The organism is Mesorhizobium sp. M8A.F.Ca.ET.181.01.1.1 (genome assembly GCF_004792025.1).
Classification (GTDB): domain Bacteria; phylum Pseudomonadota; class Alphaproteobacteria; order Rhizobiales; family Rhizobiaceae; genus Mesorhizobium.
Window position 1 is genome coordinate 18796 of sequence record NZ_SRTV01000010.1, and the last position, 26480, is coordinate 45275.

The 26480-nt window shown below is 61.1% G+C and carries 21 protein-coding genes; 9 read left to right on the plus strand and 12 right to left on the minus strand.

The genetic code is table 11. The features are described 5' to 3' along the window. Positions 1-31 precede the first annotated feature (31 nt). From EN824_RS28045 to EN824_RS28055, 3 genes are read left to right on the plus strand one after another with little or no spacing between them, the layout of a single operon-like run. A complete protein-coding gene (locus tag EN824_RS28045) occupies positions 32-1015 on the plus strand; it encodes a branched-chain amino acid ABC transporter permease (protein WP_135917513.1) in 984 nt (327 codons plus the stop codon). Beyond that, positions 1012-1728 carry an ATP-binding cassette domain-containing protein gene (locus EN824_RS28050; RefSeq protein WP_135917479.1) on the plus strand — a complete coding sequence of 239 codons (717 nt, stop codon included), beginning with the start codon at positions 1012-1014 and terminating at the stop codon, positions 1726-1728. The genes EN824_RS28045 and EN824_RS28050 overlap by 4 nt, the downstream gene beginning before the upstream one ends. Next, positions 1725-2432, plus strand: coding sequence for an ABC transporter ATP-binding protein (locus tag EN824_RS28055; RefSeq protein WP_135880799.1), 708 nt, complete (start codon positions 1725-1727; stop codon positions 2430-2432). The genes EN824_RS28050 and EN824_RS28055 overlap by 4 nt, the downstream gene beginning before the upstream one ends. Before the next feature lie 360 nt (positions 2433-2792). On the opposite strand, the gene xylA is transcribed toward EN824_RS28055, so the two are convergent. The 6 genes from xylA to EN824_RS28085 form a co-directional block, all read right to left on the minus strand. After that, positions 2793-4118 (minus strand): xylose isomerase, encoded by a 1326-nt coding sequence (xylA, locus tag EN824_RS28060; protein ID WP_135917477.1) that lies wholly within the window; start codon positions 4116-4118, stop codon positions 2793-2795. A 109-nt stretch (positions 4119-4227) separates the two neighbouring features. Then, positions 4228-5232, minus strand: coding sequence for an ATP-binding cassette domain-containing protein (locus EN824_RS28065; RefSeq protein WP_135917475.1), 1005 nt, complete (start codon positions 5230-5232; stop codon positions 4228-4230). A 40-nt stretch (positions 5233-5272) separates the two neighbouring features. Beyond that, entirely contained in the window at positions 5273-6103 is an 831-nt protein-coding gene (locus tag EN824_RS28070) for a carbohydrate ABC transporter permease (protein ID WP_027030997.1), read from the minus strand. Then, complete coding sequence (locus tag EN824_RS28075; protein ID WP_135917472.1) at positions 6100-7020, minus strand: sugar ABC transporter permease; 921 nt, start codon at positions 7018-7020, stop codon at positions 6100-6102. Before EN824_RS28075 ends, EN824_RS28070 begins: the two co-directional genes overlap by 4 nt. A gap of 60 nt (positions 7021-7080) precedes the next feature. Further along, positions 7081-8349 carry an ABC transporter substrate-binding protein gene (locus EN824_RS28080; protein ID WP_335930845.1) on the minus strand — a complete coding sequence of 423 codons (1269 nt, stop codon included), beginning with the start codon at positions 8347-8349 and terminating at the stop codon, positions 7081-7083. Between the two features lie 46 nt (positions 8350-8395). Next, positions 8396-9748 (minus strand): glycoside hydrolase family 30 beta sandwich domain-containing protein, encoded by a 1353-nt coding sequence (locus EN824_RS28085; protein ID WP_245521029.1) that lies wholly within the window; start codon positions 9746-9748, stop codon positions 8396-8398. Between the two features lie 196 nt (positions 9749-9944). Between EN824_RS28085 and EN824_RS28090 the strand changes: the two genes are divergently transcribed. The 6 genes from EN824_RS28090 to folK all read left to right on the plus strand — a co-directional run bounded on the left by EN824_RS28090 (position 9945) and on the right by folK (position 18082). Next, positions 9945-11162, plus strand: coding sequence for an ROK family transcriptional regulator (locus EN824_RS28090; protein WP_135880803.1), 1218 nt, complete (start codon positions 9945-9947; stop codon positions 11160-11162). A 1140-nt stretch (positions 11163-12302) separates the two neighbouring features. Next, the gene (locus EN824_RS28095) at positions 12303-14012 is read left to right on the plus strand and encodes an APC family permease (RefSeq protein ID WP_135880804.1); all 1710 of its coding nucleotides are present in this window, start codon (positions 12303-12305) and stop codon (positions 14010-14012) included. A 280-nt stretch (positions 14013-14292) separates the two neighbouring features. After that, positions 14293-15204: a bifunctional methylenetetrahydrofolate dehydrogenase/methenyltetrahydrofolate cyclohydrolase FolD gene (gene folD, locus EN824_RS28100; protein ID WP_135880805.1), complete on the plus strand. Its 912-nt coding sequence runs from the start codon at positions 14293-14295 to the stop codon at positions 15202-15204. Between the two features lie 43 nt (positions 15205-15247). Then, positions 15248-16927 carry a formate--tetrahydrofolate ligase gene (locus tag EN824_RS28105; RefSeq protein ID WP_135917470.1) on the plus strand — a complete coding sequence of 560 codons (1680 nt, stop codon included), beginning with the start codon at positions 15248-15250 and terminating at the stop codon, positions 16925-16927. A gap of 28 nt (positions 16928-16955) precedes the next feature. Continuing rightward, positions 16956-17153, plus strand: coding sequence for a hypothetical protein (locus EN824_RS35380; RefSeq protein ID WP_135896981.1), 198 nt, complete (start codon positions 16956-16958; stop codon positions 17151-17153). Between the two features lie 77 nt (positions 17154-17230). Beyond that, positions 17231-18082 carry a 2-amino-4-hydroxy-6-hydroxymethyldihydropteridine diphosphokinase gene (gene folK / locus EN824_RS28110; protein ID WP_189522234.1) on the plus strand — a complete coding sequence of 284 codons (852 nt, stop codon included), beginning with the start codon at positions 17231-17233 and terminating at the stop codon, positions 18080-18082. 307 nt (positions 18083-18389) lie between these two features. On the opposite strand, the gene EN824_RS28115 is transcribed toward folK, so the two are convergent. The 6 genes from EN824_RS28115 to EN824_RS28140 form a co-directional block, all read right to left on the minus strand. Then, positions 18390-19022, minus strand: a complete 633-nt coding sequence (locus tag EN824_RS28115) for a sarcosine oxidase subunit gamma family protein (RefSeq protein ID WP_245521030.1) — start codon at positions 19020-19022, stop codon at positions 18390-18392. Beyond that, complete coding sequence (locus EN824_RS28120; RefSeq protein ID WP_135917465.1) at positions 19015-22068, minus strand: sarcosine oxidase subunit alpha family protein; 3054 nt, start codon at positions 22066-22068, stop codon at positions 19015-19017. The genes EN824_RS28115 and EN824_RS28120 overlap by 8 nt, the downstream gene beginning before the upstream one ends. Continuing rightward, positions 22065-22388, minus strand: coding sequence for a sarcosine oxidase subunit delta (locus EN824_RS28125; protein WP_135917463.1), 324 nt, complete (start codon positions 22386-22388; stop codon positions 22065-22067). The genes EN824_RS28120 and EN824_RS28125 overlap by 4 nt, the downstream gene beginning before the upstream one ends. Positions 22389-22412: 24 nt before the next feature. Next, positions 22413-23666 carry a sarcosine oxidase subunit beta family protein gene (locus EN824_RS28130; protein WP_135880810.1) on the minus strand — a complete coding sequence of 418 codons (1254 nt, stop codon included), beginning with the start codon at positions 23664-23666 and terminating at the stop codon, positions 22413-22415. Positions 23667-23778: 112 nt separating this feature from the next. Continuing rightward, positions 23779-25122 carry a type III glutamate--ammonia ligase gene (gene glnT, locus EN824_RS28135; protein ID WP_135932933.1) on the minus strand — a complete coding sequence of 448 codons (1344 nt, stop codon included), beginning with the start codon at positions 25120-25122 and terminating at the stop codon, positions 23779-23781. A gap of 26 nt (positions 25123-25148) precedes the next feature. Further along, complete coding sequence (locus EN824_RS28140) at positions 25149-26477, minus strand: FMN-binding glutamate synthase family protein (RefSeq protein WP_135880812.1); 1329 nt, start codon at positions 26475-26477, stop codon at positions 25149-25151. Positions 26478-26480 lie beyond the last annotated feature (3 nt).

A 26480-nucleotide genomic window follows, 5' to 3' on the forward strand; every position in this document is an offset into this window, starting at 1 on the left:
GCCTCTTTCCGGACTTCTGGCCCCTTCTGGCATGAGCCCGGCCAGCTTTTCGTCCGGCCGCTATGCACCGCAGCTTTTTTTCGTCGGCGCGGCCATCGTGGTGCCGTTTGTCGCAAGCGCCTTATGGCTCAAAGTCTTGACCGCCGTGGCGATCTACACACTGACCTCCGCCAGCATCGCGGTCCTCTATCGGCGTCTCGGCCTTGTGTCTCTGGCCCAGGTCTCGCTCATGGGATGCGGCGGCTGGGTGGCGCTCCGTTTCGGCCATGGCTTCAAACTGCCATTCGAACTGAACCTTCTTGCTGGCGGCCTCTTTGCCGGATTGATCGGCATGATCCTCGCCTATCCGGCGCTGCGAATGCGCGGCCTTTATCTGGCGCTCATCACGTTGATGGCGGCGGGTGGCTTCGGTATCCTCATCAATGTCATTCAGTTCCCCAATGGGGGTGGCGGCTTTGCCGGTTTCGAAGTCAAGGCGATCGGTTATCTGCCACGGCCGGCGATCGCACAATCGGACGCGGCCTTCTTCAGCTATTGTCTGATCGTGGTGGCCGTCAGCTTCCTGTTGATCGACATCCATGAACGCAGCCGCGCCGGCCGTGGTTGGGCGCTTATTCGCAAAAGCGAGGCCGCCGCCATGGCCGCGGGTGTCAATGTGACGCTCTATAAAGTATGGGGCTTTGCCCTTTCCGGGTTTCTCGCCGGCATTGCGGGTGCCTTGCTCGCGGGCAATCTCCAACTGCTTGATGCACGCTCTTTCCCGCCCGCGGAATCGGTAATGATCTTCGCGCTGACGGTCGTCGGCGGCGCCTGGCACTGGTATGGCGCTGTGATCGCGGCACTGCTCTATCGGCTCCTCCCGGCGTTCCTCAACAACCTCGGCGTGGACGGCAACGCGGCCTACATCATCTTCGGATTTGCCCTTATTCACGCGCTTTCCACGGCTCCCAGGGGGCTGGCCGGACAGCTGTCGGATGGTTTGAAGCGGTTGCGCAAGACGGAGCCCTCCGCATGATCTCGATCGAGAATCTATCCGTTGCCTTCGGGGGAGTTACCGCGCTCAATGCGGTCACCGTCGAACTCACACAGCCGGTCTGCGGTATCATCGGGCCAAACGGGGCCGGCAAAACGACCCTTCTCAACGTATTGTCCGGCTTCGTTCTGCCCCAAAGCGGCTCAATCCACATGATGGACACCAACATACTGCCGATGAAACCACATGGGCGGGCTCGCTGGGGCCTGCGCCGTTCCTTTCAGAAGGAACAGGTGGTGGACGAACTGACGGTGGAGGACAACGTCCTCGTCTTGCTTGACCAACTCGGACTGTCGGCGACCGAGCGGCTGAATGCGACGGCTGCCGCGCTGGAATTCGTCGGGCTCTCGGTGCTACGCCGAGTCTCGGCTGGAGGGTTGAATGCTTTTGAGCGTCGGATGATCGAAATCGCGCGCTGCGTCGTGGGACGCCCACGGGTGATCCTTCTGGATGAACCGGGAGCAGGCTTCTCCCAGGGAGAGGTCGAGAAATTGCGGCAAGTCATCTCCAGCATTCACGACGCAACCAGATCCATCACGCTGCTGATTGATCACGATGTCGACTTGATCCAGGCGGTTTGTCGGGAGACCATGGTGCTCGATTTTGGTTCGTTGATCGCCGTTGGCAACACGGCCAGCGTGCTGACCGATGAGAAAGTCCGCGCCGTCTATCTCGGCATGGAAGACGCCGCATGAGCATCCTGACAGTTCGTGATTTGGCGATTGATCGGGGCGGCAAGCGTGTCGTCAAGGACCTGTCCTTCACGCTGGTAAGCGGCCACATCACTGCCCTTCTCGGCCCGAACGGCGCCGGCAAGAGCTCACTCGTCTTGGCGCTCGCCGGTGCGATCCCGATCGCGGCAGGCACAGTCGAAATCGACGGCAAACCGCTCACCGGCAAATCGCCCGAAGCCATCCGCGCGGCTGGCGTCGCCGCCGTGCCGGAGGGGCACCGGGTGCTCAACGGCCTCAACGTCGACGACAATTTGAAAGCCGCCGGTTTTCAGCTGTCTGCAAGAGGTGCAGCCGAAGCCGTCGAGGAAGTCTACACGATCTTCCCCGAACTGGCCGAGCGAAAGCAACAGCGCGCGGGTACGCTGTCTGGTGGTCAGCAACAGATGCTGTCGCTCGGCCAAGGTCTGGTCGCGCAACCAAAATTCATTCTCGCCGACGAGATGTCGCTCGGCCTTGCACCGCTGATCGTCAAGCGGCTGATGGATGTGCTGAGCAGACTGGCCCAGCACGGTACCGGCATACTCCTGATCGAGCAGTTTACCGCACTCGCGCTGAAAAATGCTCAGGCGGCCCACGTGATGTCGCGTGGCCGTTTCAGTTTCAGCGGCACCCCCGCGAATCTTCAACAGCAACCGGATATCCTGCATCGGGCCTATCTCGGTTGATGAGCACCGTTTTGGTATTGATGCGTTTTGCTCCACGAAGTGCCGCAGGGCTGGCCAACATTCGCTTTCCAGAGCGCAGCTGACCATTCAGACTAAGCCGAGACGACGAAACCCGGCCCGGCGATGACAGGGCCGCTGCATTGCATTCCGCCTCCGCTGGCCGCGATCGTTTTTCAAAGTGGCGTCGCAGCATCGAGGTGCCGACAGTGGTGGCGCCGACGCGCGCTCTGGCGCGTCCCGCAACGGCCTGATTACCACAATGCCATGCGCTGGACGCTCCCCTGACGCGGCCGCCGTCTTCGCCAAATAGCCGCGCCGATCCAGGCGCGAAATGGAGCGTGATCTGTCAGCTTTCCGCCTTCAGACGTAGCGGTTGACGATGTTTTCCAGATATTCCTGGCGGCCGGACTTTGGCTGCGGCTCGATCTTCTTCTTGACGACGCGCTCGGCGATCTCCTCCAGCGTGCGCTTGCCCGACAGCATCGCCTTGGCCTCGGCCGTGTTCCAGCCGGCGTAGCGCTCCGCCAGCGGCGCGGACAACGCCTTGTCCTCTACCATGCGGGCGGCGGCCTTGAGGCCGCGCGCGCAGGAATCCATGCCGCCGATATGGCCGATCAGCAGATCCTGCGGGTCGAGCGACTGGCGGCGCAGCTTGGCGTCGAAATTGGTGCCGCCGGTCTTGAAGCCGCCGGCCTGCAGGACTTGGTAGTAGGCCAGCGCCATCTCCGGAACGTTGTTGGGGAACTGGTCGGTGTCCCAGCCCGACTGGTAGTCGTTGCGGTTCATGTCGATCGAGCCGAACACGCCGAGCGCATTGGCCAGCGCCAGTTCGTGCTCGAAGGAATGGCCGGCGAGGATGGCGTGGCCCTGCTCGATGTTGAGCTTGATCTCCTTCTCCAGTCCGAAGCGCTTCAGGAAGCCATAAAGAGTGGCGACGTCGTAATCATACTGGTGCTTGGTCGGCTCCTGCGGCTTCGGCTCGATCAGGATGGTGCCCTTGAAGCCGATCTTGTGCTTGTAGTCGACGACGAGGTTGAGGAAGCGGCCGGCCTGTTCCTGCTCGCGCCCAAGGTCGGTGTTGAGCAGCGTTTCATAGCCCTCACGGCCGCCCCACAGCACATAGTTCTCGCCCTTGAGCCGCTTGGTGACGTCAAGGCAGCTCTTCACCGTCGCCGCCGCATAGGCGAACACATCGGGATCCGGGTTGGTGGCGGCCCCAGATATGAAGCGGCGGTTGGAGAAAAGGTTCGCCGTGCCCCAAAGCAGCTTGACGCCGGTCCTTTTCATCTTGTCCGCAAAGTAGTCCGCGATCTCGTCGAGGCGGGCAGCGCTTTCGGAGAAGTCCTTGCCTTCCGGCCGCACGTCGGCGTCGTGGAAGCAGAAATAGGGCGCGCCAAGCAGCGAGAACATCTCGAAGGCGACATCGGCCTTGAGTTTCGCCAGTTCCATCGTGTCGACACCGCCGGCCTTGGGGAACCAGGGACGGTCGAAGGTCTGGCCACCGAACGGATCACCGCCCGGCCAGGCGAAGGAATGCCAGTAGGCGACAGCGAAGCGCAGATGGTCTTCCAACCGCTTGCCGGCCACGACCTCATCCGGGTTATAGAAGCGGTAGGCCAGCGGATTGGTCGAATCCGGCCCCTCATAGCGAATGGACTCGATTCCCCCGAAGAAATCGGTGGTCATTGGAAAACTCCTTTAAATGGCGCGAGATATCGCACGGTAGCGCCGGAAGCCTTTGGAAAGAGCGGACCGTCCTCGGGGCCAGCTGCAGTTTCTACATTGCGGGACAAAGTCAGTTTACAGCCGAAATTCGCCGGCCGTTCTCATCGAAGCGATGCAGGTGCAGCCGGTCAGGTGTCATGCGTAGCGTCCCGTCCGTGAGGCCATGATGCCCTGCGAGGCGTATGGTAATTTCGCCCTCATCCGACTCCACATAGGCGATCGTCTCGTTGCCGAGATGCTCGGCGAAACGCAACCTGCCCGTCCAGATGCCATTGGCGTCGTCTATTGCGATATGTTCGGGGCGTACGCCGATCGTGGCGGCGCCTTCGGCTTTTGCACTCTCTCCCGATATCAGGTTCATGCGCGGAGATCCGATGAACGTAGCGACAAACAAGGTGTTTGGCGCGTCGTAGAGTTCCATCGGCGACCCGACCTGCTCGATACGCCCGGCATTCATCACGACGATCTGGTCTGCCAGTGTCATCGCCTCGACCTGGTCGTGGGTGACATAGATCATCGTCGCGTTAAGCCGCTTGTGCAGATCCGCGAGTTCAACACGCATTTGGGTACGCAGTGCCGCGTCGAGATTGGAAAGCGGTTCATCGAACAGGAAAACCTCCGGGTTTCGGACGATCGAGCGCCCGATGGCGACGCGCTGGCGCTGGCCGCCGGAGAGTGCCGCCGGCTTGCGTTGCAGCAGAGGCTTGAGGTGCAGCACCTCGGCAGCGGCTGCGACGCGCGCTTCACGTTCCGCCTGCGGAACCTTGGCGAGCCGCAGACCGAAGTCGATGTTCTGTTCCACGGTCATGTGTGGAAACAACGCATAGGACTGGAAGACCATCGAGATGCCGCGTTTCGACGGTTCCTCGTGGGTGACGTCACGATTGCCGATGGCAATCGATCCCTTCGTCGGTTGTTCCAGGCCGGCGACCATCCGGAGCAGTGTGGACTTGCCACAACCGGACGGACCGACCAGCACGGTGAAAGAGCCATGGGGAATGGAGAGCGTCAGGTTGGGTATGGTCTCGACAGAACCAAAGGTCTTGTTGATGCTCGAAAGTTCGACGGCGGCCATGAATTCCTCCCTAGGTTTCTTTGGTGTCCGACAGAAACGGTCAGCCTTTGACCGCCCCTCCCGTCAGTCCGGCAACGATGTATTTCTGGGCCGCGATGAAGAAGGCGACCGCAGGCAGAATGGTCAGGGATATGAAAGCCAGGGTGCGGTTCCACTCCGAGAGATATTCGCCTCGAAACTGCATCATTCCGAGTGGCCAGGTGAACAGTTCCCGCGAGTTGATGACGACGAGCGGCAGCAGGAAATTGTTCCAGCTCTGAACGAACACGAACACCCCGACGGTCGCCAGAATCGGCGTCGAGAGGGGCAGCGTGAATTGCCAGAAGAACCGGACATAGCCGCAGCCTTCGACATGTGCCGCCTCGAAGAGATCCTTCGGCAACTGTTCGAAGAACGTCTTGAACAGCATGATCGAAAGCGAAAGGCCAAAAGCTGTCTGGGGCAGGATAACGGCCCAGTAGCTGTCGAGCAGCCCGAGGTCACGCACCTTGATGAATAGCGGCAGGATCGCGGTGGCGAACGGAAAGACAAGACCCGCCAGCAGATAGGCTTGCATCATTCTCGACCCAAGAAAGCGGATCTGGGCGAAGACATAAGCCGCCGCCGCTGAGACGATCAGGGTCAAAAACACGGTCAACAGCGAGATGATCAGCGAGTTTCCCATGTAGCGCCAGAACGCCGGATCGCCCAGCATGGCCGCGTAGAACTCGAAGTCCCATTGCTGCGGGATGCCAAAGGGATTGACGCGGAGTTCGCCATTGGTCTTGAAGCCGCCAAAGACGGCGACCGTTAACGGCCCCAGCACGAAACCGGTGAAGACCAGCAGGACGGCGGCCTTTCCAAGCGCTGGAAGAAATCTGAACGCATTCATGACCGGCTCCCCTTGCTAATCTGGCGTTGGTAGAGAACGGCGAAAGCGACAGCGGTGACGAACAGCATGACGCCGACTGCACTTCCGAAGCCGATACGCGTTCGGGTGAGGCCGAAAGTGTAGAGATAGGTGACAATCGTATGCGTGGAGTTGGACGGGCCACCATTGGTGAGCGGGATCACAACGTCGAAGAGTTGCAAGGAGCCGACGATGGAGAAAAACACCGACACGGCGATGGCCGAGGCGATCATCGGCACCTGGACATGGCGCACGATCGCCCAGCGCCCGGCACCTTCCAGCCGTGCCGCCTCGAGCATTTCCTTGGGCACGCCCTGCAGGGCGGCGATATAGATCATCATGTGAAACCCGAAATATTTCCAGACGACGACCAGCGTAATGGCCGCGAATGCCCAGTGGCGATCCGCGAGAATGAAAACGGGCTCCATTCCCAGCGCATGGAAGAGAGCGGCAGCCACGCCCGTGTTGCCGTCGAATACGAAACTCCAAATCAGGCCCGAAGCTACCTCGGCCAGGATGAAAGGCAGAAAGAAGATGAGGCGAAACAGCGTATTGGCAGGGGTCTTCTCGTAGATCAGCAAGGCGAGGCCCAACGCGATGGGTAGCTGAACGAAAACGGAAACCGCAAGCACGATCAGCGTATTGCGTACTGCTTGCCAGAAGACGGCATGGCCCAGGGCCTGCTTGAAATTGTCCAGACCGATGAAATCTGTCGGTGTGCCGTAGCCGTCCCACTTGAACAGGCTGTAGTACGCGGCGTCGAACAGAGGTAACGCCACAAACAATGTGAAAAGCACCAGCGCGGGCGGCAACATCAGAAGGAGGGCGCTGGTTTGGCTGGTGAAGCGCCTTCCACTACGCATGCTCGGAGCTAGTCCGGGCGCAGCAAGCTCGGTCATTTTCATCCTCCCTGGATGGATTGAAAGACCGGGCGCGTGGTTCGCGCCCGGTCAAAGCCATCAGCGCATGGACCAGGCGTCCTGCACGGTCTTTGCCGCCGCCTCTGGCGTGACGACGCCTTGGGCCAGATCCGCGGCCACGTCCGTGACCGTGGCCCCGACATCGGATCCGAGCGCCTGATCGAGAAAGATCTGATGGAACTTCGAGACAGCGAGCGCCTCGGACATCTTGCGGAAGAAGGGATTCGCAATGCTCTCTTCCACGCCCTTGGCGATCGGTATGAAGAGACCCTGGGCGCCCGCCAGCTTCTGATTTTCGGTGTCGGTCATGTATTTCAGGAATTCGACCGCTTCCGGTGGTGCTCCGGCAATGACCGCGTAACCGTTGATGCCCCCGAACGTGTCGGTCGCCTCGCCGGCCCCACCTGCGACCGCAGGGAAGCGTATGGTTCCGAGCTTGTCGTCCGGAATGCCCTTGCCGCTGACCGAATTCTGCTTCTCGGTCCCGTACTCCCAATCACCCATGAGATGAAACAAGGCCTTGCCGTCCCCGAACTGGCCCGTCGCCTGCTCGAACGTGGTATCCATGAAACCAGCCTCGAAGGGCTGCAGATCGACGAGTTTCTTGAAGTCCTCGCCAGCCTTCACGAAGGGCGCGGCAGAGAAACCGTCGCCTTCGCCGCCCATGGCCGCGGCCATTCCGTCCTTGCCCGCCTCACGCACCCACAGATAGCCGTAGTAGAAGTGCAGTGGCCATTTGTCCTTGCCGCCAACCATGATCGGCGTGACACCAGCCTCCTTTGCCTTCTTGACCGCTGCCAGAAAATCATCCCAGGTCTTGATGCTTTCAGGGTCGACACCAGCCTTCTTTGCGAGATCGAGATTGGTCCAAAACACCACATCGCTCGCGTTGACCGGCATGCCATAGACTTTTGCGTTGACGGTGAACGCCGACAATCCGGCGCTAGCGATCGACGCCGACCACTGGCTGGTGACGGATGCGGAGATGTCCTGGAGAACGCCGGCTTTGGCCTGTTGCGTGAGCACGCCCCCCGCCCAACTGAAAATGAGGTCCGGTTTCTGATCCGACTGCAGCAGCGTCGTAAGCTTCTGCTTGTAGGCCTCGTTGGCGATGTATTCGAAAGCGATATCGACACCTGGATGCGACTTCTCGAAGTCCGTGGCCATTTTTTGGTGATAGGCCTTTTCGGTATTCGGTACCTCTGGCCGAAGAACGTGGACCGTCACATCCGCGAACGCCGCAGATGCAAAGAATGTGGCCAGAAGCGATGCTGCCCCCAGCATGGGCAAGCATGACAATTTTTTCATTTCGGTTTCCTCCCTAGAGAACGGGCTTGGCGCCCGCCGCTTGGTTTCAAAGAGTGAGCGTACTTATGGAAAAGGGGGCGAGGTTCAAAGTTGCCGATTCACGGCTGCCCCGGACCGTGATCGTCCTCTCGATATCCTGCGCGTTCTGCACGACGAAGACTTCGCCGCCATCGAGGTTGCGGAAAGCCAGGGTGTTTGCGGCCATCGGGCCACCGGTCTTCAATACGGCCGCGCCCGGTCGCACGAAGCCGGCGAAGTGCTTCATGACGTAGAACTCGGGATTGAAAATGGCGCTGCGCGTGGTGGGATCGACGGTCACCATGGCGTTCTGGCGCCAGCCCCAGGTGCTGACGCCTCCGGGCTCCAGCACCATGTTCCAGTAAAGGTAAGCCTCGGCTCCATTGCTCAGGTAATGCTGGATCAAGTCGAAGACGTAGTGGGCTTGATCCCAACTGTTGGCGCCGTCACCGCATTCGTTTTCGGTCTGAATAATCGGCAGATCTGGAAAGGCCTGGCGCGTTCGCTGCACGCCGTGCTTGCCGGCCCATTGGAATCCCATCCCCTTCACGAAAGAGGCCGCAGCCGGATCCGACAGAATGGTGCCCGCCCAGTCATTGAAGTCGCCGCGCTCGATCGTGCCCGCCCATATCTCGGCATCAAGGCCGGCAGACCTGAAGGCAGCTCCCAGATCGTCGCGGATGAAGTCGCGCATTTTCGCGCCTGTCCAAATGCAGGAAGGAAATTTCTGATCCGAGTTCGGCTCGTTCTGGACGTGCACCGCATTGATCGCGATCCCCTCGTCCTCGTATGCCTTGACGAAACGGACGAAGTAATTCGCATAGGCGTGGCGATAGCGCGGCTCCCAGATCAACGTTCCGTGGTTATGCGCCCGCGGGAACTTCATCCAGGTCGGCGGGCTCCACGGCGAGGCGAAGAGATGGAAATCGTCGCCACGCACCGCGCGCGCGGCCCTGATGTAAGGGATCAGATATTGCCGGTCGCGGGCTATCGAGAAGGTCTCCATGGCGAAGTCCCCCTCGGTCTCGTTGTGGCTGTACCAACTCTCCGCGTAATCGTTGGCCCCGATCGGGAGCCGGCAATAGTTGAAGGCGCAGCCATCGTCCGAGAACAGGGCACCGAGCACCTCGCCGCGCTCGTTTTCGTCAAGATGCGAAAGGGCCTTCCACCCAAGCTCGTTGAAGCAGCCGCCAAAACCCTTGAAGTCGGGCGTAACCACGCCATCCGCCCAGACGGATGGACTGTCCGACGCCTGATGCGCGTCGACGCGGATCGTAGCCCATTGGGCGCTTGGCGAAGACGATCTGAGTTGTGGTGCCATAGCCGCCTGTTCTCCGCGCACAGCTCCGCCGTCGAGGGCAAACTGGAGACGATGCTCCATGCCCTCGCGGGAAAGAGGCGTGCATTGCAAAAATCACCTGCTGTTGCTGCCCATGGGCGGCAACAGTCGTGTTAGCTCGGTCCGGAACCCCTCCCCGGGAGCGATCTGCCGCATCGTTACGCGGCTTGATCTCTTCAGCCTTCATAGGGCATCATGCGCGCTAATGCAATACTTAATTCACAGAATGAAGTAAGTCATGAAACTCAAGGCGGACCAAAATACGACGCGGGCGATGAACCGGCGCCTGATACTCAACTGCCTGCGTCGGGAAGGTGATCTAAGCCGGGTCGAGATAGCTGCGATGACAGGTCTGAGCCCAGCCGCGGTTACCGGTGTTACGGCCGCACTGATTGACGAAGGCATCGTCTTGGAAGGCAAGAGCACCCAAAGCAGCGGCGGCCGCCGGCCGATACCACTCAGCATCGACTATGCCAGACATTGGTCCATCGGGTTCAAGCTGACGGAGGGCCGGCTGGAGGGCACACTCACGGACCTTTCCACCCGCACGATTGGCGCCTGCGAACTGCCGCTCCCCGACCACGGCCCCGTGGCCGTCGCCCATGCCGTCAAGGAGGGCGTGGCCACGCTTATGGGTGATCGGCGCGAAGGCCGGCAGAAACTTGTCGGCATCGGCATGGCGATGCCAGGATTGGTCGACGTCAACCGTGGCGTCTGTCTGGTCTCGCAGCGCCTGGGATGGTGGGACGTGCCGATCGCGGAAATGATCGCGTCGCAGATCAGCGTACCCGTCTGGGTCGACAACGACGTCAATGCGTTCGCCATAGCCCAGCAACTCTTCGGACACGGACGGCGACGCAGTTCGGTGCTGGTGTTGATCATAGGCACGGGCGTCGGGGCGGCGCTGATTTTCAATGGCCAGATCCATCGTGGGGCGCGATCCGCGGCTGGCGAGATCGGGTTCCCCGTCAAGGACGGCGATGACTCGATTGCGACGCAGGACCGCTTGAATTGGGATCGGCGTCTCTCCGAGCCAGCCATGGACAGCGCCTGGATTGAAATCAGCAAGCGCTCCCGCAAGCTCCCTGCCGACCTACAGCAGGCCATCGAAGCAGGCGAACGGCTCGCTCTGGACTATCTCAGCGAAGTCGGCCGCGAGATCGGTCACCGGCTCAGCGGCCTGATCGATCTCATCGACCCGGAAGTCGTCATCGTCGGCGGAGAAGCGGTTCGTTTTGGCCCGGCGCTTATCGAGCCCCTCATTGCCGCTGTCCGCGAATCCTCGTTCGCGACCCCGCCGCCGATCGAAATTGACTGGGACAACAACGTCTGGTCCCGAGGCGCTTCGGCACTCGCGATTCAGAAGTTCTTCGACTTCGAAGGCACTGCGGGGTTTGAGCGCGAGAGTGGTGCGCGCCCAACCGGAAACGAACCCTTCACCGAAAGACGCGGCTAGCAATATCTGTGAGGCTGCCGTCGCGGGTGATCGCACCCGCCCGTAGCGACCTGCCCGGTCGTCTTCCGGCCTTTGTCGAAATCCATTGTCGGCCATTGAAGAGGATGCAGCGAGTCCTTGGTGCAGAACGTCTGATTTTAAGTTGGCAGCGAGAGTCACCGGATTGCCGGGCCATTACTGAGTTCCGAAGTGAACTCTGGAGACCAGACCAAGTTCAGGCCAGCATGTTATGCAAGTTTGACCCCCTCAGGGGCAGTTCGATGTGGCCGCAATGAACTCAGAGCAGTCCGCCGATCTGCACGCCATTCCATGCCGCCGCCGTCCCGTGCTGCGAAGATTTGCTCTGCAACATTCCGGCCGCTCAGGGGCGTCCGCTCTGCTGCCGGACGCTTTCTCCTCAGACTCATCCGACTAGGATGAGCCCACACGCCGAAGTATATGAGATCGCCGGGCAGTGGGCCCCGACCTTTGTTCCTCATCCAAGGCCTGTGTGGCGTTCTAAATTCCGATTGCGCAGCCATCCTTGCGTGGTTTCTGCATCTGGAGTTGATCAGCAAACCGATCGATCTCAACCACACACAGTCACGCACCTGCTCGGAGTCGGGCAGGTGCAGGATGGCTGTTGTCGGCAAGGCCGTGTGCTTAGAAACGAGCATCCTGAAACCCGCCCAAGGAGCACCCAATTCGCCGACGACCAGTTGAGAACACTCCCCAGAGGCACCATCCAAATGTTGCGACCTCGAACCGAGAAACACGCGGAGCAATCGACTTGACCTCTCGTTTGACACGGAGGCGGGACACAAACCGCCACGCGCATGTTTTGGTGTCAGGCCTCGATTACATGCCAACCGAAACCTTCTTGACAGGCCGGAAAGACCAAGTATTCTCCTCACAGTGAAATTTTTTTCTTACCAGCAATCATCTGGTGAGGGGGATCTGGGGACTTTGCTGCGCCGCGACCGGCGGATCCTGCCTGAATTAACAGCGATCAGAACGAACAATCCCTAGAGGAGGCATGCTCTGATCCACATGATGTGTGCTTTGCGGTCATTCCAGCAACTCTGGGTTGATTAAGTGAACCGACACGCAACGCGGTAGGGCCTGTGCCAGGATGAGATCTACAACAATGGGAGCTAGCAAATGAGTTCACTCGTCGACACAAGCCCTGCAGAGCCGGCGGGGCAACTGCACAGAACCATCGACTGGCGTGGTGCATTCTGGGTGGCCAGCGGCGTGCCACCATTGGTCCTGTTTTCGATCGGCGGCATTGCGGGGACGGCCGGCAACGTCGCCTTCGCGATCTGGATCGCATCCATGACGATGGGCTTTATTCAGTCTTTTACCTATGCCGAAATCGCGGGCCTTTTTCCCAATAAGTCAGGCGGCGCCTCGGTCTACGGGGCAACGGCCTGGCTTCGCTATTCCAAATTCGTGGCACCGTTGTCCGTATGGTGTAACTGGTTCGCTTGGTCACCGGTGCTGTCGCTTGGTTGCTCAATTGCTGCGGCTTACATTCTCAATGCCCTGACGCCCGTGCCCATTTTCACAGCTGCCTCGCCAGAAGTCGCCCAATATCTTGCCGCGAACGTTGGCGCGAGTGCTACAGATGCCCTCGCAGCAGTGACCGCTGCCGCAACGCCCGCCATTCGTACATGGACGCTCTACAGTCATAATCTGGGACCGGTCGGTTTCTCTCTCAACGCCACGTTCTTCATCGGCGCAGTGCTGATGCTCATCACCTTCGCCATCCAACACCGAGGCATTCTTGGAACAGCGGCGGTTCAAAAAGTCGTAGGACTGCTGGTCATCGTTCCACTGCTGATCGTTGGCGTCGTGCCTATCATCACAGGTCAGATCAATTGGGCCAACTATGCTCCCTTCGTTCCGCTCGCCGCCCCCTATGCACCCGCCCCCGGCGCATGGAACATTGGCGGTTGGACGCTTGTTCTTGGAGGTATGTTCATCGCGGCATGGTCCACTTATGCATTCGAAACTGCCGTCTGCTACACGTCTGAGTTCAAGAACCCGGCTACTGATACATTCAAGGCCATTTTCTATTCCGGGCTGTTGTGCATGCTGCTCTTCGTGCTGGTCCCGTTCACCTTTCAAGGCGTGCTCGGATTGAATGGCATGCTGGCTACGCCGATCGTGGACGGCTCAGGCGTCGCCGATGCTCTCGCGGGCATGGTCGGCGGTGGCGGCTTGGTAAAGACCTTGCTCGTCATGCTGATGATCTTGGCGTTGCTGCTCGCCATCATGACGGCAATGGCTGGGTCCTCACGCACGCTTTATCAAGGTTCCGTCGATGGGTGGCTGCCGCGCTATCTTAGCCATGTCAACGAGCATGGTGCCCCCACGCGCGCCATGTGGACCGACCTGATATTCAATCTGATCGTACTGGCCATCGCCTCCGCTGACGCGACAAGCTTCTTCTTTATCCTGGCTGTGTCGAACTGCGGCTACATCATCTTCAACTTCCTCAACCTGAACTCCGGCTGGATACATCGCATAGACAATGGCGCCATCAAGCGGCCGTGGCGGGCACCGACTTGGCTGATTACGCTCGGTGCGCTTTTTGCCTATTGCAATGCGGCCTTTATGGGTGCCGGCGCAAAGGTCTGGAATCCAATGGCTCTATGGGCCGGTTTGATCACCGCAGCTTTGATCCTCCCGGTCTTCTGCTTCCGTCACTATGTCCAGGACGGCGGGAAATTCCCCGAGCACATGCTTGACGACCTTGGCATGACGCCGAGCGACCTGAGCGTCAGGAAAGCTGGCATCCTGCCATACCTGACCCTTCTAGCCGGCATAATGGTGGTGCTGCTTGCCAACTGGTTCTTCGTTCTCTGAGCCAGCCAACCGACGAGGAGGGACCGGCGCGAGCTGGCCCCTCCTAAAAGTTTCGGCAGTCCGAAACCCGCAAGCCGGCGCCAGTCAAATATTCTTGTTATGAATATTTATTGCATCTTAGTTGACATTTGCGTTGCTCCGCTGATACGACTCCGCCCCGAGAAATCAGCGACCTTTGGGCCAAAGCTCGGATTTCGAGTCACCTCCGCAATGCGGACTCTGGCGCCCTGGATGCAAAGGGATTCCAGCCTTGCACGAACGATGAGGAGTCATCCGACCGATGGCGAAAGTGATGGACGGTAAGCTCGCTGCGGCCGACGTGGTCAATCAAGTTAAGGCCGCGACCGCTGACTTGATAGCCTCCAGCGGCGTCACGCCAGGTATTGCTGTCGTTATCGTGGGCGAGGACCCGGCGAGCCAGGTCTACGTCTCCTCAAAGGGCAAGAAGGCCAAGGAGTGCGGCTTCCACTCGGTGCAACACACATTGCCAGCCGATATCAACGAGGCAGAGCTTGTCGAGCTCATCGAAAAGCTCAATGCGACCGCTTCGGTCCACGGCATTCTGGTGCAACTGCCTCTGCCGGCTCACATAGACACAGGGCGGATCATTCAAACGATCGCACCAGACAAGGATGTCGACGGCTTCCATTTCATCAATGTCGGCAAACTCGGCACCGGTGAGCTCGACACAGCTTTCGTGCCGTGCACGCCAGCTGGATCCATGCTGCTGATAGAACGTGCACGCGGCCGTGACCTTTCTGGTCTCAATGCTGTGGTGGTGGGTCGTTCCAACATCGTCGGCAAGCCAATGGCGAGCCTGTTGCTCAACGCGAATGCCACCGTAACTGTTGCCCACAGCCGAACCAAGGATTTGCCCGCGCTTTGCCGGACCGCTGACATATTGATCGCTGCAGTTGGCCGAGCGGAAATGATCAGAGGTGACTGGATCATGCCGGGGGCAACCGTCGTCGACGTCGGGATCAACCGTGTCTTTAATGGCGAGGGAAAGCCCCGGCTGGTTGGCGATGTGGCCTACGCAGAAGCCGAACTTGTGGCGGGCAACATTACCCCGGTTCCAGGCGGTGTCGGGCCGATGACGATCGCCATGCTCATGGCCAATACGTTGACCGCTGCCCGCCGCGCAGCCGGGCAGGCGCCGCTATCACTTTCCGCTGCATCGCGCGCTCAATAGGCGCATCGTCCGCTCAATCCGAACTCTCATTGAGGCAGAACCCATGGCCGAAGTATCATCCGACATCGAGATCGCGCGCGCCGCCAAGAAAAAGCAGATCCAGGAGATCGGCGCCAAGATCGGCATCCCGACCGAGCACCTTTTGCCCTACGGCCACGACAAGGCGAAGGTTTCCGCCGAGTTCATCAAGTCGGTGAAGGGCAACAAGGACGGCAAGCTGATCCTGGTCACCGCCATCAACCCGACGCCGGCCGGCGAAGGCAAGACCACGACCACGGTCGGTCTGGGCGACGGCCTCAACCGCATCGGCAAGAAGGCGATCGTCTGCATTCGCGAAGCCTCGCTCGGCCCGAATTTCGGCGTCAAGGGCGGTGCCGCCGGCGGCGGCTACGCACAGGTCGTGCCGATGGAGGACATGAACCTCCATTTCACCGGCGACTTCCACGCCATCACCACCGCGCACAATCTTCTGTCGGCGCTGATCGACAACCACATCTACTGGGGCAATGAGCTCGGCATCGACACCCGCCGCGTCGCCTGGCGCCGCGTCATGGACATGAACGACCGGGCGCTGCGCGAGATCATCTGCTCGCTCGGTGGCGTCGCCAACGGCTATCCGCGCGAGGCCGGCTTCGACATCACCGTCGCTTCCGAAGTCATGGCCATCCTGTGCCTGTCGACAGACCTCAAGGATCTCGAAAAGCGTCTCGGCGACATCATCGTCGCCTATCGCCGCGACAAGTCGCCGGTCTATGCCCGCGACCTCAAGGCCGACGGCGCCATGGCCGTGCTTCTGAAGGACGCCATGCAGCCGAACCTGGTGCAGACGCTCGAGAACAACCCGGCCTTCGTCCATGGCGGTCCGTTCGCCAACATCGCGCATGGTTGCAACTCGGTCGTCGCCACCACGACGGCGCTGAAGCTCGCCGACTACGTCGTCACCGAAGCCGGTTTCGGCGCCGACCTTGGCGCTGAAAAGTTCTTCGACATCAAGTGCCGCAAGGCGGGCCTGAAGCCGGCAGCGGCCGTCATCGTCGCCACCGTGCGCGCCATGAAGATGAATGGCGGCGTCAAGAAGGAAGACCTCGGCAAGGAAAACATCGAGGCGGTCAAGAAGGGCTGCGCCAATCTCGGCCGCCACATCGAGAACATCCGCCAGTTCGGCGTGCCGGCGGTGGTTGCCATCAACCACTTCTATTCCGACACCGACGCCGAGATCCAGGCGATGAAGGACTATGTCGCCTCGATGGGCGAAGAGGCGATCCTGTGCAAGCACTGGGCCAAGGGCTCCGCCGGCATCGAGGACCTCGCCAACAAGGTGGTGGCGCTGGCCGAATCCGGCGCCTCGCAGTTCGCGCCGCTCTATCCCGATGACATGCCGCTGTTCGAGAAGATCAACACCATCGTCCAGCGCATCTATCGCGGCTCGGAAGCGATCGCCGACAAGTCGGTGCGCGACCAGCTCAAGGCCTGGGAAGACGCCGGCTACGGCAATCTGCCGGTCTGCATGGCCAAGACCCAGTACTCGTTCTCGACCGACCCGAACCTGCGCGGCGCACCGACCGGCCACACCGTGCCGGTGCGCGAGGTCAGGCTGTCGGCGGGCGCCGGCTTCGTCGTCATCATCTGCGGCGAGGTCATGACCATGCCCGGCCTGCCCAAGGCGCCGTCCTCGGAGAAGATCTTCCTCAACGAGGCCGGCCAGATCGAAGGCCTGTTCTGAGATGCACGGGTTAGCGGCGACGATTGCTGTGCAAACCGTCATGTGTTCGCCGGACTCCACCGGACTTGCTGCCAGCCAAGGCCCGCTGGCAGCAATGCCGTTTTATCCGCACAACGAGGATGTCGCAGGCATGCCGCCGACGGGAGTTGGAAAAGTTTCCGACGAAAATTTCGAGGCCTCAGGCAGCTTCGCGGAATCGCGGGAACTGGAACGGGCCGTCAATTGAACGTCCCGTTCGCATCTCCCACAACCCGTCACTCAGCCGGTCTGCTTGAGGATTCGCCGAGGCCCAGCATCGCGGCGGTGACCGACCGGGTTTTTGTGTCCAACCTCTGCGTACACGGGTATCATGGAGTGCTGAGCGAAGAGACGCGTCTGGGGCAGAAATTTTTCATCGATATCGATTGCGTCTCGGATCTTGAACAATGCGTGCGTGACGACGACTATTCGAAGGCCGTCTGCTACGCCACGCTATGCAACCTCGCGGTCGAGGTGTCGGCTTCCGGCCCCTTTAGGTTGATCGAAACGCTCGGTGACCGTATCGCCGAGAGAGTTCTTGTCGGATTTCCATCCGTGTCTGAGGTGCTGGTCCGGATCCGCAAGCCTTCTGCCCCGATTGCCCACGCCTTGGATCATGTCGGAATCGAAGTACGCCGCGCGCGCAAGTCGCGGGTAGCCTTTGCCCTTGGCAGCAACATAGGCAACAAACAGGCGAACCTTCGCGCCGCATTGTCATTGCTCAGCCTCGAAGAAGGCGTGGAAATCGATGCCGTCTCACATTTCTACAAGACGGCTGCCTGGGGCGCGACGGACCAGGATTGGTTTGTCAACGGCTGTGCAATCGGCTTGACCAGTCTGCCTCCACGCCATCTGCTGCAACGTTGCAAAGCGATCGAAAGCCAGATTGGGCGTACACCAGAGAGACCGTGGGGGCCTCGTCTCATTGATATCGACGTTCTGTTCGTTGGTGACGCGGAAATTCGCCTCCCAGGCTGTGCCCTGCCTCATCCGGAAATGTTCAATCGTGCATTTGTGCTGGTACCCTTGGCCGAGATCGCATCGGAGCAAAAAGTAATGGGACGACTTGTCGGGAACGCTGTGGCGCAGCTCCAGCGCATTGCCGGCGACGTCGTTAGACTGGATGACCCCTCTTGATCGATTTCAGCCGGATGTTTGATCCCGAGCTTTGATGGTTCATGATTGTGGTCCGAGTGCATGGGAGCGCCACAACTATAGAGGCGATCCGTTGAGCGATACAGCCTTTCAAGCGAGCTTCGCTCGGGGGAGACAGGTTATCGATGCGCCGTCCTACAAAGGCTCTGCCCCTCGTGCCGACCGAGATTCACGTCAGTACGGTCGAGGATGACACTTAAAGCGGCAGTGCTGCATTGATGTCTCCACCAGGCGACGCGCTTGATTTGGGTTGACTGCAGGCAGTCGACCGCCAAAAATGAAGCTTCCGTTAGAGCCCATCAGAACCGACGATCTCAGTGCCATATTCGGCGGATGCGTCTAAGATACTATGCCAGATGCTATCGGCAAAGCTGGTGAAAGCCAGGACGTTGAAGACTGGTGATCCATCGTCAGCGTTGGCGCCGCGCCACAAATTGACGCCGGTGTGGTCGATCGAGGTCGCGGCGGCCGCACCGACGGGGAAGACCGTATCGTCCAGATCAAGCGATGACAGCTTGGCCAGCATCTTGCGCGCGCTTGGGCCGGATATCCGGATCAGCGCCCGGCCGTCCGACTGATCGGAAAGCGACGCCTTGCCTGCAAAACTTTCGCGTAGCGCGTCGACCGGCGATTGCTCCTTCGCGTTGGCAAACAGGGCATAGAACTGGTCGGCGCCTGACCAGATCAGCGTGGCGGACTCGCCCGCGACGGCCTGGGGCGTTGACGGCGCTTCTACATCAAACCGTGCCTTGGCGGCCTTGGCGGTGGCCGGCCCCTGCCCGCGCCGGGCGAAGACCAGGACCAGGCTGAAGTCGCGCACCTCCGACAAGACGATGCCAGGTTGAAGCACGGCCGCGCCTCGGCGACCAGGAGCGGCTGCATGCTGCAGCGGCGAACTGGCGGTCCAGGTAAAATCAGCCACGCTGGCGTCCTCCCTCGGGATCGTAGAAGACCGGATTGCAGATCTCGACGTCGTAGTCCTCGCCGCGCAATGGGTCATGCACACGGACGATTTCGCCAAAGCGCTCGCGGCCGCGCTCGACCAGGCCAAGGCCGATCCACTGGCCAAGCATCGGCGAGTGGCAGACCGAGGTTGCGTAGCCCTGGTCGGTGTCGGGTCCCGGTATCGCGCCCTTGGGGATGATGTGCGCGCCCGAACGCAGCCGTCGTGCCTTGTCGACCGGCTTTAGGCCGACCACAACCTGGCGGTTCGGATCGACGAGGCCTTCGCGAGCGGCGAGAACGCGGCCGACGAAATCCTTCTTCTTCGACGCCATCTTGCCGAGGCCGAGATCACCCGCCGTCGTCGTGCCGTTGAGTTCGGGACCTGCGACGTGGCCCTTCTCGATGCGCATGACGCCGAGCGCCTCGGTGCCATACGAGATGACGCCGAACGGCTTGCCGGCAATCATCAGGTTGCGCACCAGGGCGTCGCCATAGCGCGCCGGCACGGAAATCTCGAAGGCCATTTCACCCGAGAAAGAAATGCGGAACAGCCGGGCCGTGACGCCGCCGCGCAGCTTCACCTCGCGCACGCCCATGAAGGGGAAGCCTTCATTGGACAGGTCTTCGGCCGGGTCGACGATCTCGCGCAGCAGATCGCGAGTTTTCGGCCCGGCGATCGAGAATTGCGCCCACTGGTCGGTGCACGATGTCAGTTGCACGTCGAGTTCGGGCCACAGCACCTGCCGGCAATATTCGAGATGTTGCATCACCGGGCCGGCCTTGGCCGTGGTGGTGGTCAGGAAATAATGGTCCTCGGCAAGCCGCGACGTGGTGCCGTCGTCCATGACGATGCCGTCGTCGCGCAGCATCAGGCCATAGCGCGCCTTGCCGACGCCGAGCGAGGAGAAGATGTTGATGTAGACGCGGTCGAGGAAGGCGCCGGCGTCGGGACCCATTACGTCAATCTTGCCGAGCGTGGAGACATCGCAGAAACCAACGCCGTTGCGCACCGTCAGCACTTCGCGGTCAACCGACGTCAGCCAGTCCTTTTCGCCGGGCAGCGGATACCATTGCGCGCGCTTCCACAGGCCGGTGTCGACGAATACGGCGCCGCGCTCGGCGGCCCAGCGGTGCGAGGGCGTCAACCGAGTCGAATGGAATTTTTCGTCGCGATGGTGGCCGGCAAGGGCACCGATGGCAACCGGAACCTGCGGCGGCCGGTAGATGGTGGTGCCGGTCTGCGGGATCGTGCGCCCGCTGACTTCGGCCATGATGGCAAGACCGGTGACGTTGGAATTGCGGCCCTGATCCGTCGCCATGCCAAGCGTCGTGTACCGCTTCAGATGCTCGACCGATTCAAAGCCTTCGCGCTGGGCGAGCGCAATGTCCGACGCCGTGACGTCATGCTGGAAGTCGACGAATGCCTTGTGCTTGCCCTCGACATGCCACAGCGGCGCGATCGAGAATACCTCCGCGACGGCCGCGGACGCGGCGCCGGCCTTTTGCTTGTGGCCGCATTCGGCGGCGGCCTCGATGCCCGAGGCATGACCGCCACGCAAGCAGGCGCTAAGCGAAAAGTCACCGTTGGCCGCACCAGAAACAGTCATTCCAGGCGGACAATCGCCCGGCACGAAGGCGGCAATGTCGTCGCGCCAGGTGGGTCGGCCGCGCTGATGCGAGGACAGGCCGACCGACGGGTTCCAGCCACCGGACATGGCCAGCGTGTCGGCGGCGATCTCCGCTGTCCCGCCACTGGCTTGGGCGATGCTGATCCTGCTTATTCCCGACACGCCGCCGCTGGCGTCACTGACGACGCCGTTGAAGACGCGGAAGCCGGAAGCCTCGGCAACCGCCCGGAACTGGTCGGGAATGTGCGGGCGTGAATCGATGACGCCGGATATCTCGATGCCGGCACGCAGCGCTGCTTCGACGGTTTGCCAGCCGTCATTGTTGTTGGTGAACAGCGCGATGCGCTTGCCCGGCGTCGCGGCGAAACGGTCGATATAGGTGCGGACCGCCGAAGCCATCATCACCCCTGGGCGATCATTACCCGAAAACACGATCGGGCGCTCGATGGCGCCGGCCGCCACCACGCAACGCTTGGCGACGATGCGCCAGAGCCGCTGGCGGACCCGATGCTTGGCGGGCGTCGCCACATGGTCGTTGACGCGTTCGAGGGCGCCATAGGTTCCACCGTCGTAGACGCCGAACACCGCCGTGCGGGTCATGATGCGAACGTTGGGCAAGGACGAGAGCTCGGCAAGCGCATTGGTCAGCCATTCGCGCGAAAACAGCCCGTCGATCTCAGCGTGATCGGACAAGAGCCTGCCGCCGACGCGGCTGTCTTCCTCGGCGAGAATGACGCGGGCGCCGGCGCGGCCGGCGGCGAGTGCGGCGGAGATGCCGGCCGGGCCACTGCCCGCCACCAGCACGTCACAATGCGCCCAGGCCTTGTCGTAGTGATCCGGATCAGCCAGGCCGCTCGACCGGCCAAGGCCGGCGGCGCGACGGATGGCGGGTTCATAGATCATCTCCCAGAACTTCGCCGGCCACATGAAGGTCTTGTAGTAGAACCCGGCGACGAAGATCGGCGACAGGAGCTGGTTGACCGCCATCACGTCGTGGCGCAGCGATGGCCAGCGGTTCTGGCTCAGCGCATCGAGGCCGTCATAAAGCTCGGTGGTGGTCGCCTTGGTGTTGGCCTCGCGGCGGGCGCCGCTGCGCAATTCGACCAGCGCGTTCGGCTCTTCCGAGCCGGCCGTCAGGATGCCGCGCGGGCGATGGTATTTGAACGAGCGGCCAACCAGCCTGACGCCGTTGGCGACAAGCGCGGAGGCAAGCGTGTCACCAGCAAAGCCAGTCATCGTCTTGCCGTCGAAGGCGAAGTTCAGCGGTGCGGCACGGTCGATCAGGCCGCCGGTGACGAGGCGGTTGGATTGGGCGCTGCCGGAAGCCGCCGTGGGAACCTTGGCACCTGCCGCGGGCCTGCCTTGCGCGGAGGTGAGCGTCAGCGAGCCGGTCATGATCTAACACCTGCGGTTGGAGCCGGCGAAGAGCTGGCGCCTACGCCGGGCGCAGCCACAACCGATGTGATTTCATGCGTGGCGGTGTTGCGGGAGACGCGCAACCAGGAGCGGCAGCCACCGCCGTGGTACCAGTATTCGTTCATCTCTCCGGCGACGTTGTCGCGCAGATAGACATAATCGTAGAACGCCTCCGCCTCGCCGACGGCACCGCCGGCGACATCGAGGGCCACCATGGCCGGGCGCTTCGGTTTGGCGTCACCGAGATAGGTGAACTCGCCAACTTCGCGCGTTCCACAAAATGGACATGCTATGCGCATTTCCCGATAGTCCTGTTCTGGTCTTCAGTGAAGGTTAGGCTGGGGCCCCTGCCCCTTTTCGTCGATCATAAAGCCGCGCTGGAAGCGGTCGAGGCGGAAGCGTTTGGCTTCCTCATGCGGTTCGTCGCGGGCGAGCAGATGCGCGAAGGTCAGGCCTGAGGCAGGTGTCGCCTTGAAACCGCCGTAGCACCAGCCGGCATTGATGTAGAGGCCGTCGACCGGCGAGCGATCGATGATCGGCGTGCCGTCCATGGACATGTCCATGATGCCGCCCCACTGGCGCAGCATGCGCACCCGGCCGATCATCGGCATCAGCGCCATGCCGCCTTCGCAGACATCCTCCATGACCGGCATGTTGCCGCGCTGGGCATAGGAATTGTAGCCGTCGAGATCACCGCCGAAGACCAGGCCGCCCTTGTCGGACTGGCTGACATAGAAATGGCCGGCGCCAAAGGTGATGACGCCGGGAATGAGTGGCTTGATCGCTTCCGACACGAAGGCCTGCAGCACGTGGCTTTCGATCGGCAGGCGCAGGCCGGCCATCGCCGCCACCTTCGAGGAGCTGCCGGCGACCGCCATGCCGACCTTGCCGGCGCCGATCCTGCCACGCGACGTCTCGACACCGGTGATCGCGCCGTTCTGGTCGCGGATGAAGCCGGTCACTTCGCAGTTCTGGATGACATCGACGCCGAGCTTGTCGGCCGCGTGGGCATAGCCCCACACGACGGCGTCGTGGCGCGCCGTGCCCGCGCGGCGTTGCAGCAGTCCGCCCTGGATCGGGAAGCGTGCATTGTCGTAGTTGAGGAACGGCAGCATCTTGCGGATCTGCGTGGCGTCGAGCAGATCGGCGTCGATGCCGTTGATGCGCATGACGTTGCCGCGCCGCGCGAAGGCGTCGCGCTGGGCGTCGGAATGGTAGAGGTTGATGATGCCGCGCTGGCTGACCATCGTGTTATAGTTGAGGTCCTGTTCCATCCGCTCCCACAGCTTCATCGACAGCTCGTAGAAGCCGGTATTGCCGGGCAGCATGTAGTTGGAGCGGATGATGGTGGTGTTGCGGCCGGCATTGCCGGAGCCGATCCAGCCCTTTTCCAGTACGGCGACATTCCTGATGCCGTATTTGTGGGCCAGGAAATAGGCAGTGGCCAGCCCGTGGCCGCCGCCGCCGATGATCACGACGTCATAACGACTTTTAGGCGCCGGGTCACGCCAGGTACGGGACCAGTTTTTGTGCCCGGACAATGCCGCACGCGCCAGGGAGAAGATGGAGTATTTCATCGGGTCAATTCTGCGAAAGTTGCACTTCCAAAATGTTCGAAAACGGCTCCGCCGGGCCCTGGGAGGAAGCGGAGGCGGCGACGGAGCCGTTTTCCACGCGGACTCTTTGGATTTAGACGTCCAGTGTGTGATCGCGTTCCCATTGCGTGAAATGGGAGGCATAGGAGTTCCATTCCTGATGCTTCAGCTTGAGAAACGCCGTCGAAAACTCCTCGCCCATCGCGGCCTTGAGTTCGATGTCCTTGTCGTATTGGCGCAGCGCGTCGAGCAGGTTTAGCGGTAGCTTCGGACCGTTGGTTACGCTGTGGCCGTCCTTGTACATGTCGATGTCGGAGCGTTCGCCCGGATCGGCTTTCGTGCGAATTCCGGAAAGACCAGCAGCGAGAATGACTGCCTGCATGAGATAAGGGTTGGCGGCGCCATCGGGCAGGCGGAGTTCGAAGCGGCCAGGGCCAGGCACGCGCACCATGTGGGTTCGGTTGTTGCCGGTCCAGGTCACCGTGTTGGGAGCCCATGTCGCGCCGGAGATCGTGCGTGGGGCATTGATGCGCTTGTAGGAATTGACCGTGGGATTGGTGATCGCGGCAAGTGCCGAGGCATGCTTCATGATGCCGCCGAGGAAATGCCGGCCCTGTTGGGAAAGGCCCAGCTCCATGCTCTTGTCTGCGAACGCATTGGTTTTGCCGGCAAGGTCCCATACCGAGATGTGGGCGTGGCAGCCATTTCCGGTCAGACCCTGGAATGGCTTCGGCATGAAGGTGGCGCGCAAGCCGTGCTTTTCTGCGATCGACTTGACCATGAACTTGAAGAACGAGTGCTTGTCCGCGGTCGGCAGCACGTCGTCATACTGCCAGTTCATCTCGAACTGGCCGTTCGCGTCCTCATGGTCATTCTGATAGGGGTTCCAGCCAAGCTCCAGCATGGCGTCACAGATCTCGGCGATGACATCGTAGCGACGCATGACGGCCTGCTGGTCGTAGCAGGACTTCGCCGCGGTATCGTACTCGTCGGAGATTTTCTCTCCCCCCGGCGTCGTCAGGAAGAACTCCGGCTCGACACCGGTCTTGACGCGCATGCCCAATTCGGCCGCGTCCGCCACCAGACGCTTGAGTGTGTTGCGTGGCGCCTGTTCGACGCCTTTGCCTTCCATCACGCAGTCTGAGGCGACCCAGGCTACATCCCTCTTCCACGGCAGTTGGATGACGGAGGAGGCATCCGGAACCGCCAGCATGTCGGGATGTGCCGGCGTCAGGTCGAGCCAGGTGGCGAAGCCGGCAAAACCGGCACCATCCTTCTGCATGTCGGCGATTGCTTGAGCGGGAACCAGCTTGGCGCGCTGCCCACCAAAAAGGTCGGTATAGGAGATCATGAAATACTTGATGCTCCGCGCCTTGGCGAATTCACCCAGATCGGTTGCCGCCTTAGGCTCCAGTTTGCTCTCGAAAGCCGTTCCCATAGCTTGTCTCTCCCAGCTTTGCTGAATCAGAAGGTGTTTTTGCCCGGTACCCAGTTCGTGCCAGCCAAAGGCACGCCGGCCATGGCTGCTGACTCAAGCGTCAGGGCACAAAGGTCCTCCGGCTCCAGATTGTGCAGATGATTCTTCCCGCACGCACGCGCGATCGTCTGCGCTTCCAGCGTCATCACCTTCAGGTAGTTGGCCAACCGTCGCCCCGCCGCGATCGGATCGACCCGCTTCATCAGCTCGGGGTCCTGCGTGGTGATACCGGCCGGATCCTTGCCTTCGTGCCAGTCGTCATATGCGCCAGCAGTGGTTCCAAGTTTCTGGTACTCGGACTCCCAACGCGGATCGTTGTCGCCTAGAGCAATAAGCGCCGCCGTTCCGATCGACACGGCATCGGCCCCCAGCGCCAACGCCTTGGCGACATCGGCGCCGTTGCGGATGCCTCCAGAGACGATGAGTTGCACCTTTCGGTGCATGCCGAGATCTTGCAACGCCTGGACGGCGGGCCGAATGCAGGCAAGTATAGGCTGGCCCACGTTTTCAATAAACACTTCCTGGGTTGCGGCGGTGCCGCCCTGCATTCCATCAAGCACGACCACGTCGGCACCCGCCTTCACCGCAAGCGCGGTGTCATAATAAGGACGTGCGCCACCGACCTTGACGTAGATAGGCTTTTCCCAATCGGTGATCTCACGGATCTCGAGAATCTTGATCTCAAGATCGTCAGGTCCTGTCCAGTCAGGATGCCGGCAAGCCGAACGCTGGTCGATCCCCTTGGGCAACGTGCGCATTTCGGCAACGCGGTCAGAGATCTTCTGGCCAAGCAGCATGCCGCCGCCGCCGGGCTTAGCACCCTGGCCTACAACGATCTCGATTGCGTCGGCGCGGCGAAGATCGCGCGGGTTCATTCCATAACGCGAGGGCAGATACTGATAGACCAGCGTTTGCGAGTGGCCTCGTTCTTCCTCGGTCATCCCGCCATCGCCGGTAGTCGTTGATGTTCCCGACAGCGTGGCACCGCGTCCCAGCGCCTCTTTGGCTGGGCCAGACAGCGAGCCAAAACTCATGCCGGCAACAGTGATCGGGATCTTCAATGTAATCGGCTTCTTGGCGTTGCGTGCGCCGAGTATGACGGTCGTGTCACACTTTTCACGGTAACCTTCGAGCGGATAGCGGGAGATTGACGCGCCGAGGAACAAAAGGTCATCGAAGTGCGGGAGCTTGCGCTTGGCGCCGCTACCGCGAATATCGTAGATGCCCGTGGCCGCGGCGCGGCGGATTTCCGACATCGTATAGTCGTCGAACGTCGCGGATTTGCGCGGGATGGTTGGCGGATTCTGATAGGTCATGAT